We start from the raw sequence: 15,471 nt of genomic DNA on the forward strand, positions 1-15,471 counted from the left end.
ACCGCCGCCTTGCTATCCGTTTCGTGCGGCCGAAACCGCTGCACGAAATGGACAGACAACCGCCCGGCGCGCTCCACAGAATCGCCGCCGACCCCACCACTTCGAGAGACGAACCGATGAGCGACACCATCGACATCCCCGCCGGCGACGGCGCCCAGACCTTTCGCGGCTACCTGGCCCTGCCGGCTTCGGGGCGCGGCCCCGGCATCGTGCTGTGCCAGGAAATCTTCGGCATCAACGACTACGTGCGCGAGGTGGCCGATCTCTACGCCGAAGAGGGCTACGTGGTGCTCGCGCCCGACCTGTTCTGGCGCATGGAGCCCGGTGTCGAGCTGGGCTATTCGCCGGAAGACTGGCAGCGCGCCTTCGGCTTCTTCCAGGAGTTCGACATCGAGGCCGGCGTGGCCGACGTCACGGCGAGCGTGAAGGCGCTGCGCGCGCACCCGGCCTGCACCGGTAAGGTCGGCGCGCTGGGCTTCTGCCTCGGCGGCAAGCTGGCCTACCTGGCCGCCGCGCACTCCGGCGTGGACGCGGCCGTGGGCTACTACGGGGTGGGCATCGAGGGCGCGCTCGACCTGGTGCCGAGGATCGGCTGCCCCATTGCGCTGCACTTTGCCGAGCTCGACCAGTTCTGCCCGCCCGAGGCCCGCGCCCAGGTGCTCGAAGCCTTCGCCGGCAAGCCCGCTGCGCAGCTGTATATCTACCCCGGCGTCGACCATGCGTTTGCGCGCACCGGCGGCGACCATTTCGACAAGCCTTCCACGCTGATGGCGCACCAGCGCTCGATGGCGCTGTTCAAGGAAGCGATCGGTCCGGTGTACGACCTCTCGGCGCTGTGGGACAAGCACTGCGAGTACGAGTTCGCCACGCGCGACGTGGTCGCCACCATGGCCACGATGGTGGGCGAGCCCTACGTGAACCACATCCCGACCATGACCGGCGGCGTGGGCGCCAAGGAGCTGTCGCGCTTCTACAAGCACCACTTCATTCCGACCACGCCGCCCGATACGCGGCTCACGCCCATCTCGCGCACGGTGGGTGCGACGCAGATCGTGGACGAGATGCTGTTCAGCTTCACCCACACGGTCGAGATCGACTGGCTGCTCCCGGGCATCGCGCCCACCGGCAAGCCGGTGGAGATTCCGCTCGTGGCCATCGTGAAGTTTCGCGGCGACAAGCTCTACCACGAGCACATCTACTGGGACCAGGCCAGCGTGCTGGTGCAGATCGGCCTGCTCGATCCGAAAGGCCTGCCCGTGGCCGGCGCCGAGACGGCACGCAAGCTGGTCGACGAAACGCGGCCGTCGAACACGCTGATGCCGCGCTGGGAGAAATCGGCCGCGCTCACCATCGCCGACCCGGCGCTGCCCTTGGGATGAGCGGCGACTCCGACATGCTGGCGCTGGTCGTGGACTCGGTCACGCCGCTCACACCGGCCATCAAGGCCTTCGTGCTGCGCTCGGCGAGCGGCGAGCCCCTGCCGCCGTTCGCGCCGGGTGCGCACCTGGGCGTGCAGGTGATGCAGGCCAACGGCCGCACGGGACAGCGCGCCTACTCGCTCGCCCGGCCGCACGACGGCTCGGACCGCTGCGAGATCGCGGTGCTGTGCGAGCCCCAGGGCGCGGGCGGCTCGGCCTGGATGCATGCGCTGCAACCCGGCGCATCGCTGGCCGCGCACGCGCCGCGCAACGACTTCGCACTGCACGCAGGCAGCGCGCCACCGCTGCTCGTTGCGGGCGGCATCGGTATCACACCGCTGCTGTGCATGGCGCAATCGTTGGCGGCCGAAGCGCGCCCCTTCGACTTCGTCTATGCCACGCGCAGCGAGGAAGCCACGGCTTACCTCGGCGAAGTGCGCGCGCTGGGCGGCACCGTGGTGCACGACGGCGGCGACCCGGCACGCGGCCTCGACCTGCGCGCGCTGCTGGCCGCGCCCGTGCCCGGCCGCCACCTGCATGTGTGCGGCCCGCGCGGCATGGTGCAGGCCGTGGTCGACACCGCCCGCACACTCGGCTGGCCCGGCGACCATGTGCACTTCGAGCTCTTCGCCGGTGCCATCGAGCAGGCGGGCGACGCGGCCTTCGAGGTGCGCACGCTGCGCTCGGGCAAGACGCTGACCGTGCCGCCCGAGCTGAGTCTGCTCGACGTGCTCATCGCCGCCGGCCTGGACCCGCTGTACGACTGCCGCCAGGGCGACTGCGGCGTGTGCGTGGTCGACGTGGTCGAGGGCGTGCCCGATCACCGCGACCACAACCTCAGTCCGCGCGAGAAGGCGGACGGCAAGACCCTGTGCACCTGCGTGTCGCGCGCGAAGACGCCGCACCTGGTGCTCGACATCTGATCCGGAGACCCAACCCATGACCATCGACCTGCAAGGGCTCGTGCAGCCCGATCGCGTGCACAAGCGCGTCTACACCGACCCCGCCATCTTCGAGCTGGAGATGGACCGCGTGTTCGGCCAGGCCTGGCTCTATGTCGGCCACGAAAGCCAGGTGCCCAAGCCCGGCGACTACTTCACCACCCGCCTGGGCCGCGAGCCCGTGGTGATGGTGCGGCACACCGACGGCCAGGTGCACGTGATGTTCAACCGCTGTCCGCACAAGGGCGCCAAGCTCGTGCCCGACGGCAGCGGCAGCGCCGGCAAGTTCCTGCGCTGCCTGTACCACGGCTGGACCTTCAAGTGCGACGGCAGCCTGCTGTCGGTGCCGCTGCGCAGCGGCTACGAGTGCACCGCGCTCGACCTGAAAGACCCCCGGTACGGCGTGCGCAAGGTGGCGCGCGTGGCCACGCACCGCGGCTTCGTGTTCGCGAGCCTGTCGGAAGACGGACCCGAGCTGAAAGAATTCCTGGGCGGCGTGGCCACGTCGCTCGACAACTTCTGCGACCGCGCACCCGAGGGCGAAGTGGAAGTGGCCGGCGGCGTTCAGCGCGTGATCCAGCGCAACAACTGGAAGATCTTCTTCGAGAACCTGCACGACACCATCCACGCCGTGGCCACGCACGAATCGTCGTGGCGCGCGGCCAAGGAAGAGTACGAGGCCATGCCGGCCGGCACGCCCAAGCCCTTCGAGGTGGTGATCGTCGACGGCAACGGCGAGCCGCTGGAGTTCTGGGAGAAGCTGGAGCTCAAGGGCTACGACCATGGCCACGGCTTCATGGAAGGCATCTTCGTGCCGCCGACCGACCCGGTGAGCCTGGCCTACGTGGCCTCGCTCGAAGCCGCGAAGGGCGCCGCGCAGGCCGACGCGATCCTGCGTGTGAACCGGCACAACACCATCGTCTACCCGAGCTGCTCGCCGCACACCTCGTTCCAGCAGATCCGCGTGATCCGCCCGCTGTCGGTGGACCGCACGCTGGTCGAGATCTTCAGCTTCCGGCTCAAGGGCGCACCGGAAGCCACCTTCCAGCGCACGCTCAAGTACACCAACATCGTCAACTCGCCCTCGTCGAACGTGATGCCCGACGACCTGGAGGCCTACAACCGCGTGCAGGAAGGCCTGGGCTCCGACGGCGGCGACTGGGTCAGCATGCACCGTGCCGCGGGGCGCGACCAGCCGCTGCCGGGCGGGCGCGCATCCAACGGCAACAGCGAGATGCCCTCGCGCAACATGTTCGCGGCCTGGGCCGGCTACATGGGCGTCGACACGGGTGCACAGACTGGGAGCGCCGAATGAACTTCCGCGACTGGAACGAACAGCAGGACCTCACGCAGTTCCTGCACCACGAGGCCCGCCTGCTCGACGAGCACCGCTGGGACGAATGGCAGAAGCTCTTCACGCCCGACGGCCTGTACTGGGTGCCGCTGGTGCACGGCCAGGCCGACCACCTCAACCACGCCTCGCTGTTCTGCGAGGACGCGCTGCTGCGCTCGATGCGCGCGCGGCGGCTCGAGCAGGCGCGCGCCTATTCGCAGCAGCCGCCCACGCGCACCGTGCACGTGCTGGGCAACTTCGCGCTCGAATCGCGCGACGACGCAACCTGCACCGTGCGCTCGACCTTCCTGCTGCTGGAGTGGCGCAAGACCGAACAGCGCACCTTCGGTGGCAGCGCGCTGCACACGCTGCGCCGCGCCGACGACGGCTGGCGCATCCAGACCAAGCGCGTCGACCTCGTCAACTGCGACGCGCCGCACGAAGCCCTGCAGGTCTTCCTGTGAAGGCCGCGCTGCTGGCGATGCACTACCAGAACGACGTGCTGCACGTCGATGGCAAGGTGCGCGTGGGCGTGGCCGCCGACGACCCCGCGCGCCCGCGCCTCATCGTCTCGGCCGCGCGGCTCATCGCCGCTGCGCGCGCGAGCGGCGTGCCGGTGATCTTCGTGCGCATCGCCTTCGCGCCGGATTACTCGGACTGCCTGCGCAACTGCACGCTGTTCCGGCGCGTGGCCGAGAGCGGCGCGGTGCAGGAAGGCAGCTGGGGTGCCGGGTTCTACGACGAACTCGCACCGCTGCCGGGTGAAGCCGTCGTCACCCACAAGCGCAACAACCCCTTCTGGGCCAGCGGGCTCGAGGAGGCGGTGCGCGCCACCGGTGCAGGCCGCTTGTACGTGGCCGGCATCGCCACCAACCACGTGGTGGAGCACGGCGCGCGCCACGCGAGCGACCTGGGCTACGACGTGGCGGTGGTCGCCGACGCCTGCAGCACCGCGCAGGCCCACTTGCAGGCCGCCAGCCTCGAAACCCTGTCGATGCTCGCGGACGTGGTCTGCGTGGACGATGCCGTGGCACAGATGGAGAGGGGAGGCCGGCCATGACCACGCTGCAAGGCAAGGTCGCCGTCGTGACCGGCGCCGCCGCGCTGCTGGGCAGCGCCATCGTGCGGGCCTTCGTGCAAGCCGGCGCGCGCGTGGTGGCGGTCGACATCGACGCGGTGCGCGGCGAGGCGCTGGCGGCCGGGTTGGGCGAGGGGTGCCGCTTCGTCGCCTGCGACATCGCTTCGGACGATGCGCTCGACGCGCTGGCGGCCGGCGTGCTGCGCATCGAGGGCCGCATCGACTGCCTCGTCAACAACGCGGTGGTCTACGGCGACGCGGGGCTCGGCGCCGCGCGCGCAGACTGGCTGAGCGCGCTGAACATCAACCTGGTCTCGGGCGCGATGCTGGTGCAGAAGAGCGCCGACGCGCTGGCCGCGCAGGGCGGTGCCATCGTGAACATGGGCAGCGTCGGCGGCAAGTTCGGCGCCGCAGGCCGGGCGCTGTACCCGGCGGCCAAGGCCGCCATCCTGCAGCTCACGCGCAACCAGGCCGCCACGCTGGCGCCACGGGGCGTGCGGGTGAACTCGGTGTCGCCGGGCTGGACCTGGTCGGACGCGCTGTCGCGCATGGCGAACGGCGACCGTGCACGGGCCGACCGTGTCGGCGCGCCGATGCACCCGCTGGGCCGCGTGGGCGACGGCGACGACGTGGCGCAGGTGGTGCTGTTCCTGTGCTCGGACGCGGCGCGCTTCGTCACCGGCGCCGACATTCCGGTCGACGGCGGCTTTTCGATGCTCGGTCCGGACCAAGGTCGATCTGCGCGCGATTGGTTTGGCGCTGCGTAGCGCCCGAGGTGTCCTTCCTCAATCCGCGGTGATGTTGCCTTTCTTCACCACCTCCGCCCAGCGCTGCGCGTCCTTGGCGACCAGCGCCCCGAAGGCAGCCGGCGTGGAGACCGCTGGCACCATGCCTTGCGATTCGAAGGACTTCGCGACATCGGGCTGCCTGAGAACCTTGCTGCCTCGGATCCAGAAGCTGGACCGGGGCAACAATGCGACATTTCTATTCGGGCCAAACGCGACATTACTATTCAGCCGCTACCGAGATATTTTAAACAATGTATCTTATGTTAAATATCTATCAGCGCGGCGAGTTGCAGGTTCTTGACGGCGAGGATCTCGACCACGGGTCGCGTACCCGCCGATAAAACCAGCAGTGAAGCCAAGAATCGCAGCCGCAGCCGCAGCGGCCGTGGGTGCCAGTCAGGTGTCGTCGTTGCCTTGCCCTGCCAGCCAGAATTCATGCAACTTGGCTTGGAGGACGCGCTGCTAGCTGCGAGGCGCTGGGGAAGTCGCTACCCCATGCCCCTCTTACCGTGCGTACATTCATGCCCTCCAGTTTATCTGCGTAAACTTGCTATTGTGATAAGAAGGATTATCGTGATAGACGAATCGCATAGATGACGTATTTCGTCACTTCTTCTATAGCAACGCCTTTCTGACTACCCCTGGGGGGAGAATTCCCCTTACCCATCAAAGCGGCCCGAGCACCACTTGCGCTTCGAACGACTACTTCAGTCGGAGTCTCTTCCGCTTTCGCGATAGTCCCCGAACTTTCCGTCGCGAATGGAGAGCGCGTGACGCACGCCCTTAGCGAACTCCTCGCGATACGCGATGCTGGAAGGCGTGAAGAAGGCCAGCGCCTGCATTTCGGTCCCCGCACGGATGGCAGCACGCACACCCATGATCTCCATGGCCCTGTGGGTCGCCCGCTTGTTGAATTGCTGGACGTCCGAGGGCACCTTTGCGACTCGTTCTGCCATCTCGAGCACGCGCTCCCCGAGCTCTTCCGCCGGAAAGGCTCGGTTCGCGAATCCTTTCTCGACGGCTTCCGATCCGCTGATCGAATCTCCCGTAAGCATCATCTCCATCGCATTGCGCAAACCCATCAGCCAAGGGTGGAATTGCATGTCGGGTGGGCTCATGCTGCGTACTGGCGGGTAACCAATCTGCGCGTCCTCTGCAACATAGACCAAGTCGCAGGCCGTCGCGAGCTCACTGCCGCCAGCAAGGCAGTAGCCATGAACCTGAGCAATCACCGGCTTCGCGAGATCCCAGATCCGAAAGGACCCCTCGACCACGTGCCGCGGCCATTGGCCGATGCCATCCGGCGTGTAGTACGGTTGCCCCTCGTCGTTTCCACCGCCCAGTTGGTAGCCTGAGGAGAAGCACGTCCCCGCGCCGCGGATGATGCTCACGCGGACTGACTCATCCCTGTCGGCAGCCTCTAGCGCCGAAAATAGCTCGGTGCGAAGGGAGTTGGAAAGCGCGTTGCGCTTTTCGGGCCGGTTGAGGGTGAACCTTCGGACCTGAGGACGGGGGTTATCAATGAGAAGAAGAGGTTCGGACATAAGGGTCAGGGAAGGAGTCGAAAGTTCGGAGCTACTTGTGTCCAGCTCAGCCTTCGAGCTTGACGCCGCTGCGTCTCACGACTTCGCCCCATTTGGCGTACTCCGCGCGCAGGTAGCTGTCCGCGGTGCTGGGGTCGACGCTGTACCGCGGCAGGCAGTTCGACGCGATCAATCTCTGCTCCAGGCTCGGTGTTCGCAACGATGTCCGCATCGCTTCAAAAGTGCCATGGACGAGTTCCTTCCGCACGCCTCGCGGATACAGCACCATTAGCCAGGTGGCGGCATCGAAATCACCCAGGCCCTGTTCCTGCATCGTGGGAACATTCGGCATCCCCTCGAGGCGTCGGCCTGTCCCGACGGCCAGTGGCCTCAACTTGCCACTCTGAATAAGAGGGGCCACGCCGGCAGCCGTCTCGAGCGCAATCGATACGTTGCCAGCCGCTACGTCCGTCAGTCCTGGCACGCTGCCCTTGTAGGGCACATGAACGATCGAGATTCCGGCTCGACGCTTGAATTCCTCCATCGCCAGATGCGATACGGTTCCGTTCCCGGAGGAGGCATTGGACAATCTGTCGGGATTCGCCTTTGCATAGGCGATCAGATCCTGAATGTCTTTGATCGGAAGGTCCGCGTGGCAAACCAGCACGAAAGGAAGGTCGCCCACCAAGCCGACCGGTTCGAAGTCCTTCAGGGAATCGTAGCCGACACGCTTGTACAGGTGCGGATTGGTGCAAACCGCCGACATGTGCGCCAGCATCATGACGCTGCCGTCCACCGGCGCACGCGCCAACTCCGACAAGGCGATGCTGCCGCCCTGTCCCGGCCGGTTCTCCACGATGTAGCTTTGGGCAGTCTTGCCTCGAAGACTCTCCGCCATCAGCCGGGCTACAGCGTCCGTCGCCTGCCCCGCCGGGAATCCAACCAGGATCTTGACCGTCTTCGCAGTAGCCTGGCCCAGCGCCCACGGGCTTGCCGTGACGGCTGCACCTGCCAACAGGAACTGACGGCGTCGGACTTGCATACGGGCCATGATCTGTCTCCTCCTCGCCGGGCGCTCAGTGCGCCTTCTTCATCGCTGCCGAGGTGTTCACCATTGAGTGCAGTGCACGTGCGTAGTCGATCGCCGCTTGCTCATCCATGCGCGGGGCGACTCGCAAGTACTCTTTGAGTCCCAGGATCGCCGGGCGCGGTCGGGAAAGGAGAACGTCCAGGAAACCGGCGGCGGCCGCGTCGAGCTTGTCTTGTGCCACCACTTGGCTCACGATGCCCCAGTCCATGGCCTGCTTTGCGTCGATGAACTCAGCCGAATACGCCATCCACAGAATGGCATTGCGATTCACGCGGTCATACAGCGCCGACATCACCATGGTCGGCATCACGTTGTGGGTAATCTCGGGGATGTTGAAAGTCGCCGTGTCGGCCGCGAAGCTGACATCGCAGAGGGCCGCAAGCGCAGTGCCGTAGCCCATTACACGGCCCCGCAGAATCCCGACCACGGGCACCTGGGCGGAGCGTACCGACTTGTAGCTATTGAAGATGGCGTCATACTCAGGTCGGCGGGCGTAGGCCTCTGCCGAGGGCGGCCCGCCTGCATCGCGGATGCGGCCGGTACAGAAGTCGGGACCAACGCTGCTCACCACCACCACGTCCGAGGTCTCGTGGGCCGTGGCCAGCGCGGCAGACAATGCGGCGGCCATGCTGTCCGACACGCCGTTGTCCTCGGGCCGGTTGAAGATGACGCGCAGCACGCGGCCGTCTTGTTCGATGCGGATCTGTTCGCTCATGACTATCTCCGGAAAAGAAGGCAGTTTGTCTGAGGGCGAGGCCGCGCGGCAAACGAGGATTTCTCACGAAGCGCGAGCCTGGCTCACGGGTCGATCGATCGCGTTCTGCATCAGCGTTGCATGACGGAACTTCCGACGGCTTCGCCTCAGCAGACCCCCTCGGCCTGCAACCTTTCGATCTCCATGTCGCTGAGTCCGAGGTCGGAAAGAATGGCCCGTGTGTGCTCACCCGGCGCGGCGATGCGTCCGGCCCGCCCGGGTGTCATGCTCATCCTCGGCGCCGGAGCTGGCTGCGTGACACCGTCGATATCCACGAAGGTGCCCCGTGCCATGTTGTGCGCGAACGCCGGTGCCTCGTGCATGTCCAGCACCGGCGCAACGCAGGTATCGACCCCAACCAGCAGCTCGCACCAATCGTCCCGCGCCCGCGTGAGAAAGGTCTCTTCGAACAGCCGCCGGGTCTGCGGCCAGGTCGGTTCATCCCATTGGCTGTCGAGCAGGGCTCCGGGCAGCCCACAGCGGCGCAACAGCTCGCGATAGAAGTTCGTCTCGACCGCCCCGACCGCCAGCCACTTGCCGTCGGCGCACTGATAACAGCGATAGAACGGCGAGCTGCCGTCGAGGAAGTTCGCACCGCGCTCCGCCTTCCAGCGCCCCATGGCCAGGTATCCGTACAGCATGCTCATGAGCAGTGCCGACCCATCGCTCATCGCCGCATCGACCACCTGCCCGCGGCCGCTGCGCTGAGCTTCGATCAGCGCGCACGCCATGCCAAAGGCGAGGAGCATGCCGCCGCCACCGAAATCCCCGACCAAGTTCAACGGTGGCATCGGCGGCCGGTCCGCATCACCCATTCCATGCAGCGCACCGGAGATTGCCATGAAATCGATGTCGTGACCGGCGCGTTGGGCCAACGGTCCTTGCTGGCCCCAGCCCGTCACTCTCCCGTAGACGAGTGCAGGATTTCGAGCCAAGCAGGTGTCCGGCCCCAAGCCAAGGCGCTCCATCACGCCTGGCCGGAAGCCCTCGATCACCATGTGGGACTGCTCAACAAGTTTGAGAACCACCGAGGCGGCGCCCGGCTGCTTCAGGTCGAGCGCGATCGACCTGCGACCCCGTTGCAGGACATCCGCCGTTCCGGATCCTGCACGCGGCCGCTCGCCCTTGCGCTCGATACGGATCACGTCCGCGCCCATGTCGGCCAGCAGCATCGCGCAGAAAGGCGCCGGACCGATGGCTGCGATTTCGACGACCCGGATGCCTTTGAGCGGTCCTTGCATGGCTATTCGGGAAGAATGCCGGCTCGGTGAATCACCGACGTCCACTTCTTGGTTTCGGCGGCTTGGAACGCGGCCAGTTCCACCGGCGTGGTCAGCGCTACTTCGGCGCCTTGCGAAGCCAGGCGTGACTTCAGCTCGGGTTGATTCAGCACCTTTGCTGTCTCGGCGTGCAGCTTCTGCACAATGTCGACCGGCGTGCCGGCAGGTGCATACAGTGCGAACCAGGTATACGCGTCGAAGCCCTTGACACCGCTCTCGTTCAACGTCGGCACCTCGGGCATGGCCTCGGTTCGTGCCGCGGTACTCGCAGCCAGTACCTTCAATCGTCCCGCCTTGACGTGCGGGATCACGACCGGACCGAGCTCCATCATCATCTGGACCTGCCCCCCGAGGAGATCCGTCACCGCCGGACCGCTGCCGCGATAAGTGATCGGCACGACAAACAGGTTGGCCATGTTCTTCAGCAACTCCATGTTGGTGTGTTGCGAGAACCCGTTTCCCGTCGACGCGTACGAGAATTTGCCAGGATCAGCCCGAACCTTCGCGAGAAAATCCTTCACGTTGTCGACGCCGAGGCTGGGGTGAACGACGAGGTAGCCGGGCATTTTCACAAGCCTGGCCACGGGAGCGAAGTCCTTTTCCGGGTCGTAGCGCAGTTTTCGGAACATGCCTGGGGCCACCGACATCGGCCCGGTGGAGCCCACCACCAGCGTATAGCCGTCGGGGGCGGACTTCGCCGCTGCATCCACGCCGATGGTGCCGCCTGCCCCGGCGCGGTTCTCCACCACGAATGGCTGCCCCAACGACCGCTGCAAGCCATCTGCCAGCGCCCGCGCGACATAGTCGTAGGGACCACCCGGCGGAGCGGGCGCGATGATTTTCACAGGGCGGCTTGGCCACGTATCCGCGTTGGCGGCGACAGAAGTCGCTATTGCAGCGACTGCGGCAAGTATTCGAAAGGCTTTCATCCAGTGTCTCCTTCAGTAGCTTTTCATTTGAAGTAGCCAGCCGATCTCAGCGCAGAAGTACCCCGCCCAAGACGACCGCCGTGACTGCGGCTGCGGCGTACACCCACACGGGGACACCGCTGCTCCGCTTTGCGCTCGCAGGAGTTGCCGTGTCGGCCTCGGCAGTGATCGAAGGGCTCGGCGTGGGCACCACCAGCTTGCGGAACGCCTCGAAGAAATCGTCGGACATCTTCCGCGCGACACTGTCGATGAGCCGCGAACCGATCTGCGCGAGCTTGCCGCCCACCTGTGCCTGGGCCGAATAGCGCAGCTCGGTTGCGCTGCCGACATCCAGCAGTTCGACAGTGGCCTGTCCCTTGCCGAACCCCACGGCACCGCCCTGCCCCTCGAACACCATCACGCATGACTCCGGCGGCTGTGCCTGCGTCAGGCGCAAGTCGCCGTTGAATTTGGCCCGCAACGGACCGATGGCCGACACGACGACCACGCGGAAGAGCTCAGGCGAGACACGCTCGACCGACTCACAGCCGGGCAGGCAGCCCTTGAGGATCGCTGGATCGTTGAGAGCCGCCCAGACCTGATGGCGCGGGGCGGCGATGGATTGGCTTCCGGTGATTTGCATGGCAGTCCTTAGGCGGTCAGAGAGTGCAGCCGGCGCGCCACGACGGCATTGAACGCAGCAGGCTGGTCGACATTTGGAAGATGTCCGGCGCCTTCGATCACGTCGAAGGCCGAGCCGGAAACGAGTGATTGCAGGTGCCGCATAGCGTCCGGCAGGACACCGTCGTTCGCGCCGACTATCCATTGCGTGGGCGCCGCAATGCGGCCGACGCGCCCCAGGTAGTCCAGACCTTGCAAAGCGCGCGCGCAAGCGGCGAAACCACCGACGGAAGTGCCAGCGATCATCTCCTTCATCTCTCGTGCGACCTCTGGCCGGCGTTCGAGGAAGTCGGAACCGAACCAGCGTTCGGCAGTCGAGTCTGCGAGTGCGGCGGTGCCATGCTCTTGCGCCATCGCAATCCGCTCGTCCCAGGGAGCTGCAAATGCCGGTGGCGCATCCGCGCGGGCGTCGCAGACGATCAGGCTGGCGACGCGATCCGGGTGAAGGATGCCGAGTCCGAGCGCCACCATTCCGCCCAGAGATACGCCGATGAAATGCGCCCGCGCGATGCCCAACTTGTCGAGCACGCGGATGTTGTCGGCGACCAGGTCGTCCAGACTGCATTCCAGAGGCGGCTCGTCCGAGGCACCATGGCCACGGGTGTCGATGCTCACGACGCGTAGCCCGAGCTCAAGCAACCTTTCGATCTGGCCGCGCCACATGTTTGTGGAAGCCAGGATGGAGTGTCCGAGCACGACCGCCGGAGCGCCGACAGGGCCGGCGGTGTGTACCGCCAGCTTCCCTTGAAAGCCCTCGGCGGAAATAAGTGTGGATTCAAGTTGCATGGTTTTCTCCGGCTTTGCCGCTGTTGCGCTGCTCGATAACGGTCCAGATGGCCTGCGGCGTCATAGGCAGTGCGTCGATGGATGCGCCCATCGGCGCCAGCGCGTCGTTGACAGCCGCCGAGATCGCTGCGGCGCTGCCCAGGTAGCCGGCCTCGCCGGAACCTTTTTGGCCAAACTCCGTCAGCGGCGATGGTGTGCAGTGATCGACGATCGTCACGTTCGGCACCTCTTCCGCGCTGGGTAGCAGGTAGTCCATGAACGTGCCCGACAGCAGTTGCCCATCGTCGGAATAGGTGAATTTCTCCATCAGTGCAGCACCGAGGCCGTGCGCGACGCCGCCGTAGGTCATGCCATGAACGACGTCGGGGCTGATCATCACGCCACAGTCGTGGCCCACCGAATAACGGTGCAGCTTCACCTTGCCAGTCTGGGGATCGACGCTCGCGAGGACCACATGGCTCTCGAACGAATGGCAGGGGTACATCTGCACCCGGCCATCCTCGGTGGGCATCTTGCCGCCGGTGGGGACTTGCCACACGAACTTTTCCTGCAACCCTGGTTCCATGCCGGGCGGCAGCTGGTGGTACTTGCGATGAGCGATTTCGACCAGTTGCTCCCAGCCCAGGCGCCGCTGCGGTTCCTCCGCCACGAACACGGCACCGTCCTCATAAACCACTGACGAGAGCGGGACACCCAGATTGTGAGCAGCGATGGCAAGCACCTTCGCCTTGAGAATCTTCGCGGCGCCGGCTGCGGCCCCGCCAAGCATGATGGCCATGCGGCTTCCCACCGGACTGTTGGACGGCAGTGCACTCAGCGAGTCGGCATGCAGCACCCGGATGCTGTCGGGGTGGATCTGCAGGACTTCGCCCACCACCGTCGAAACCAGCGTTTCATGCGCCTGTCCCGAAGTGGAGGTCGCCATCAGCGCCGTGACCGCGCCCGACAGATCGATGCGCACCAGGCAGGAATCCATCCACGTCGTGGTCTCGTTCTTCGGGTTGAACAGCGGCTCGAAAGAAGAGTTGCCCCCCGATGGCTCGAGGCAGGTAGACACGCCGATGCCTGCCAGCAGTCCCTGGCTGCGCAGCGCGTCGCGCTCGCGCTCCAGCTGCGCCATCGGGACAACGCCCAGGACCTTGTCCAGCACGGTAGCGTAGTCACCTGAGTCGTAGGTCGTTCCGCTCGGGATCAGGTAGGGGAACTCGTCCTTGCCAATCAGGTTGCGACGCCGCAATTCCACGGGGTCCAAGCCGAGGAAGCGGGCGACCTTTTCCAACCCGGTCTCGATGGCATAGTTGGTGGGCGCCTGACCGAAGCCACGGACTGCTTCCTGCGGCGTCTTGTTGGTCAGTACCGAGATCGCCTCGTACTCGACGCTTGCGATGCGATATGGGCCGACGATGGCACCCACCGGTTTCCCCAGCTGCAGCGGCGCCCGGCCGGAGTAGGCGCCGATGTCGTCAATGGCCCGCATCTTCATCGAATGGATGACGCCTTGCTCATCGAACGCCATCGTGACGTCGAAGGCACGGTCGGGGCCCTGCATGTCGCCGCCGCGCATATTCTCCAGTCGATCCTCGATCAGCCGCACGGGTTGCCCGAGCTTGCGCGCCAGGTAGCCGGCGAGCACGGCATGCTTGATACCGCGCTTGACGCCGTAGCTGCCGCCCACATCCACATCGAAGTGAACCCGCACGGCGTTTCCGGGCAGCTTGAGCGCCTTGGCCAGCTGATCGGGGAACTTGGGCATCTGGATCGAGGCCCATACCTCGAGGATTTGCTGCGACTCGTTCCATTCGCAGGTGACACCGAAGGTCTCGATCGGCACGGTCGCGCTGCGCGCCCAGCGCACGCGGTAGCTGAGCGTATGGCGAGCCCGAGCAAAATCGTCCGCCACGGCTCCCCAGGTGAACTTGCGGCGGAAGATCGTGTTCGAGCCGAACTTCGGATGCACGATGGGGGAGTCGGATTCGATCGCCCGCTCCATGTCGACGACTGCCGGCAGCGGGTCGTAATCGATGTGAACCAGTTCCGCAGCGTCCTCGGCGAGCGCACGCGTTTCCGCGACGACGGCAACCACCCACTCGCCGGCATAACGTGCCACGCCGGTGGCCAGTGGAAACCGTTCGACTTGAGGAGCATCGACCCCCACCAACAGCGGCAGCGTCGCAGCGCAAAGCTCCTCGCCCGTGAGCACGGCATGCACGCCGGGGACGGCGAGCGCCGCACTCGACTCAATCTTTACTATGCGCGCACTCGCATAAGGACTGGCGATGATCGCCACATGAAGCGTGTCGTGACGCCTTACATCCGCTGCGAAATGCCCCTGACCCAGCACGAATCGCCGATGCTCCACCGCGCGGCGGTGCTTGCCGATGTAACGGAATTGCGTTTCAGCCATGGGATGCATCCTGGGCCGTCGCATGAAGGACGGCATCGATGATCTGTTTGTAGCCCGTGCAGCGGCACAGGTTGCCGCTGATTGCCTCACGCACCTGGGCCTCCGTGGGATGCGGAACCTTGTCGATCAGCGACTGGCAAGCGACCAGCATGCCCGGCGTGCAGTAGCCACATTGCAGCGCATGCTTCTCACAGAAGGCGTCCTGCAGCGGAGACAGCTTTCCCCGCTCCGGCGCCAGGCCTTCGACCGTAGTGACGGACGAACCGTCGGCCTGAACGGCGAACATGCAGCAGGAACGCACGGGCTCGCCATCAAACACCACGGTGCATGCACCGCAGACTCCGTGCTCGCAACCGACGTGCGTACCGGTCAGACCGAGTTCGTCGCGAAGGAAATCGACGAGCGTCATGCGAGGCTCGACGGCCCGCTGGTGCTCGCGGCCGTTGACCGCAATGCGGATGTTCACAAGTCTGTTCAGATCGTTCAT

At 65.7% G+C, this 15,471-nt stretch carries 16 protein-coding genes; 6 read left to right on the top strand and 10 right to left on the bottom strand.

The window, feature by feature from the left end; all coding sequences use genetic code 11:
- Positions 1-116: 116 nt before the first annotated feature.
- From EJO66_RS28750 to EJO66_RS28775, 6 genes are read left to right on the top strand one after another with little or no spacing between them, the layout of a single operon-like run.
- Positions 117-1,379 carry a dienelactone hydrolase family protein gene (locus tag EJO66_RS28750; RefSeq protein ID WP_125966761.1) on the top strand — a complete coding sequence of 421 codons (1,263 nt, stop codon included), beginning with the start codon at positions 117-119 and terminating at the stop codon, positions 1,377-1,379.
- Positions 1,376-2,341: a PDR/VanB family oxidoreductase gene (locus EJO66_RS28755; protein ID WP_124961859.1), complete on the top strand. Its 966-nt coding sequence runs from the start codon at positions 1,376-1,378 to the stop codon at positions 2,339-2,341. The genes EJO66_RS28750 and EJO66_RS28755 overlap by 4 nt, the downstream gene beginning before the upstream one ends.
- A gap of 16 nt (positions 2,342-2,357) precedes the next feature.
- Positions 2,358-3,674 (top strand): aromatic ring-hydroxylating oxygenase subunit alpha, encoded by a 1,317-nt coding sequence (locus tag EJO66_RS28760; RefSeq protein WP_124961858.1) that lies wholly within the window; start codon positions 2,358-2,360, stop codon positions 3,672-3,674.
- A complete protein-coding gene (locus EJO66_RS28765; RefSeq protein WP_124961857.1) occupies positions 3,671-4,156 on the top strand; it encodes an aromatic-ring-hydroxylating dioxygenase subunit beta in 486 nt (161 codons plus the stop codon). The genes EJO66_RS28760 and EJO66_RS28765 overlap by 4 nt, the downstream gene beginning before the upstream one ends.
- Complete coding sequence (locus tag EJO66_RS28770; RefSeq protein ID WP_124961856.1) at positions 4,153-4,752, top strand: cysteine hydrolase family protein; 600 nt, start codon at positions 4,153-4,155, stop codon at positions 4,750-4,752. The genes EJO66_RS28765 and EJO66_RS28770 overlap by 4 nt, the downstream gene beginning before the upstream one ends.
- Positions 4,749-5,537: an SDR family oxidoreductase gene (locus tag EJO66_RS28775; RefSeq protein ID WP_124961855.1), complete on the top strand. Its 789-nt coding sequence runs from the start codon at positions 4,749-4,751 to the stop codon at positions 5,535-5,537. The genes EJO66_RS28770 and EJO66_RS28775 overlap by 4 nt, the downstream gene beginning before the upstream one ends.
- Positions 5,538-5,821: 284 nt before the next feature.
- On the opposite strand, the gene EJO66_RS32705 is transcribed toward EJO66_RS28775, so the two are convergent.
- The 10 genes from EJO66_RS32705 to EJO66_RS28825 form a co-directional block, all read right to left on the bottom strand.
- On the bottom strand, positions 5,822-5,995 hold the full coding sequence (locus EJO66_RS32705; protein ID WP_164547930.1) for a hypothetical protein: 174 nt from the start codon (positions 5,993-5,995) through the stop codon (positions 5,822-5,824).
- A gap of 270 nt (positions 5,996-6,265) precedes the next feature.
- Positions 6,266-7,102 carry an enoyl-CoA hydratase-related protein gene (locus tag EJO66_RS28785; protein WP_125966762.1) on the bottom strand — a complete coding sequence of 279 codons (837 nt, stop codon included), beginning with the start codon at positions 7,100-7,102 and terminating at the stop codon, positions 6,266-6,268.
- 46 nt (positions 7,103-7,148) lie between these two features.
- Complete coding sequence (locus EJO66_RS28790; RefSeq protein ID WP_125966763.1) at positions 7,149-8,132, bottom strand: Bug family tripartite tricarboxylate transporter substrate binding protein; 984 nt, start codon at positions 8,130-8,132, stop codon at positions 7,149-7,151.
- A 25-nt stretch (positions 8,133-8,157) separates the two neighbouring features.
- Positions 8,158-8,886, bottom strand: a complete 729-nt coding sequence (locus EJO66_RS28795; protein WP_125966764.1) for an enoyl-CoA hydratase/isomerase family protein — start codon at positions 8,884-8,886, stop codon at positions 8,158-8,160.
- Positions 8,887-9,032: 146 nt separating this feature from the next.
- Positions 9,033-10,166, bottom strand: a complete 1,134-nt coding sequence (locus EJO66_RS28800) for a CaiB/BaiF CoA transferase family protein (protein WP_125966765.1) — start codon at positions 10,164-10,166, stop codon at positions 9,033-9,035.
- Positions 10,167-10,168: 2 nt separating this feature from the next.
- Complete coding sequence (locus tag EJO66_RS28805; protein ID WP_125966766.1) at positions 10,169-11,134, bottom strand: Bug family tripartite tricarboxylate transporter substrate binding protein; 966 nt, start codon at positions 11,132-11,134, stop codon at positions 10,169-10,171.
- A gap of 46 nt (positions 11,135-11,180) precedes the next feature.
- Positions 11,181-11,756, bottom strand: a complete 576-nt coding sequence (locus EJO66_RS28810) for an SRPBCC family protein (RefSeq protein WP_125966767.1) — start codon at positions 11,754-11,756, stop codon at positions 11,181-11,183.
- An 8-nt stretch (positions 11,757-11,764) separates the two neighbouring features.
- Complete coding sequence (locus EJO66_RS28815; RefSeq protein WP_125966768.1) at positions 11,765-12,580, bottom strand: alpha/beta fold hydrolase; 816 nt, start codon at positions 12,578-12,580, stop codon at positions 11,765-11,767.
- Positions 12,570-14,984 carry a xanthine dehydrogenase family protein molybdopterin-binding subunit gene (locus EJO66_RS28820; RefSeq protein ID WP_240648862.1) on the bottom strand — a complete coding sequence of 805 codons (2,415 nt, stop codon included), beginning with the start codon at positions 14,982-14,984 and terminating at the stop codon, positions 12,570-12,572. The genes EJO66_RS28815 and EJO66_RS28820 overlap by 11 nt, the downstream gene beginning before the upstream one ends.
- Complete coding sequence (locus tag EJO66_RS28825) at positions 14,977-15,471, bottom strand: (2Fe-2S)-binding protein (RefSeq protein WP_125966769.1); 495 nt, start codon at positions 15,469-15,471, stop codon at positions 14,977-14,979. Before EJO66_RS28825 ends, EJO66_RS28820 begins: the two co-directional genes overlap by 8 nt.

Source organism: Variovorax beijingensis (assembly GCF_003951285.1).
Classification (GTDB): Bacteria; Pseudomonadota; Gammaproteobacteria; order Burkholderiales; family Burkholderiaceae_C; genus Variovorax; species Variovorax beijingensis.

Coding starts and splice junctions, on each gene's coding strand:
- EJO66_RS28750 (WP_125966761.1), top strand. CDS start 117: ATGAGCGACACCATCGACATCCCCGCCGGCGACGGCGCCCAGACCTTT.
- EJO66_RS28755 (WP_124961859.1), top strand. CDS start 1,376: ATGAGCGGCGACTCCGACATGCTGGCGCTGGTCGTGGACTCGGTCACG.
- EJO66_RS28760 (WP_124961858.1), top strand. CDS start 2,358: ATGACCATCGACCTGCAAGGGCTCGTGCAGCCCGATCGCGTGCACAAG.
- EJO66_RS28765 (WP_124961857.1), top strand. CDS start 3,671: ATGAACTTCCGCGACTGGAACGAACAGCAGGACCTCACGCAGTTCCTG.
- EJO66_RS28775 (WP_124961855.1), top strand. CDS start 4,749: ATGACCACGCTGCAAGGCAAGGTCGCCGTCGTGACCGGCGCCGCCGCG.
- EJO66_RS32705 (WP_164547930.1), bottom strand. CDS start 5,995: ATGAATTCTGGCTGGCAGGGCAAGGCAACGACGACACCTGACTGGCAC.
- EJO66_RS28785 (WP_125966762.1), bottom strand. CDS start 7,102: ATGTCCGAACCTCTTCTTCTCATTGATAACCCCCGTCCTCAGGTCCGA.
- EJO66_RS28790 (WP_125966763.1), bottom strand. CDS start 8,132: ATGGCCCGTATGCAAGTCCGACGCCGTCAGTTCCTGTTGGCAGGTGCA.
- EJO66_RS28795 (WP_125966764.1), bottom strand. CDS start 8,886: ATGAGCGAACAGATCCGCATCGAACAAGACGGCCGCGTGCTGCGCGTC.
- EJO66_RS28800 (WP_125966765.1), bottom strand. CDS start 10,166: ATGCAAGGACCGCTCAAAGGCATCCGGGTCGTCGAAATCGCAGCCATC.
- EJO66_RS28805 (WP_125966766.1), bottom strand. CDS start 11,134: ATGAAAGCCTTTCGAATACTTGCCGCAGTCGCTGCAATAGCGACTTCT.
- EJO66_RS28810 (WP_125966767.1), bottom strand. CDS start 11,756: ATGCAAATCACCGGAAGCCAATCCATCGCCGCCCCGCGCCATCAGGTC.
- EJO66_RS28815 (WP_125966768.1), bottom strand. CDS start 12,580: ATGCAACTTGAATCCACACTTATTTCCGCCGAGGGCTTTCAAGGGAAG.
- EJO66_RS28820 (WP_240648862.1), bottom strand. CDS start 14,984: ATGGCTGAAACGCAATTCCGTTACATCGGCAAGCACCGCCGCGCGGTG.
- EJO66_RS28825 (WP_125966769.1), bottom strand. CDS start 15,471: ATGAACGATCTGAACAGACTTGTGAACATCCGCATTGCGGTCAACGGC.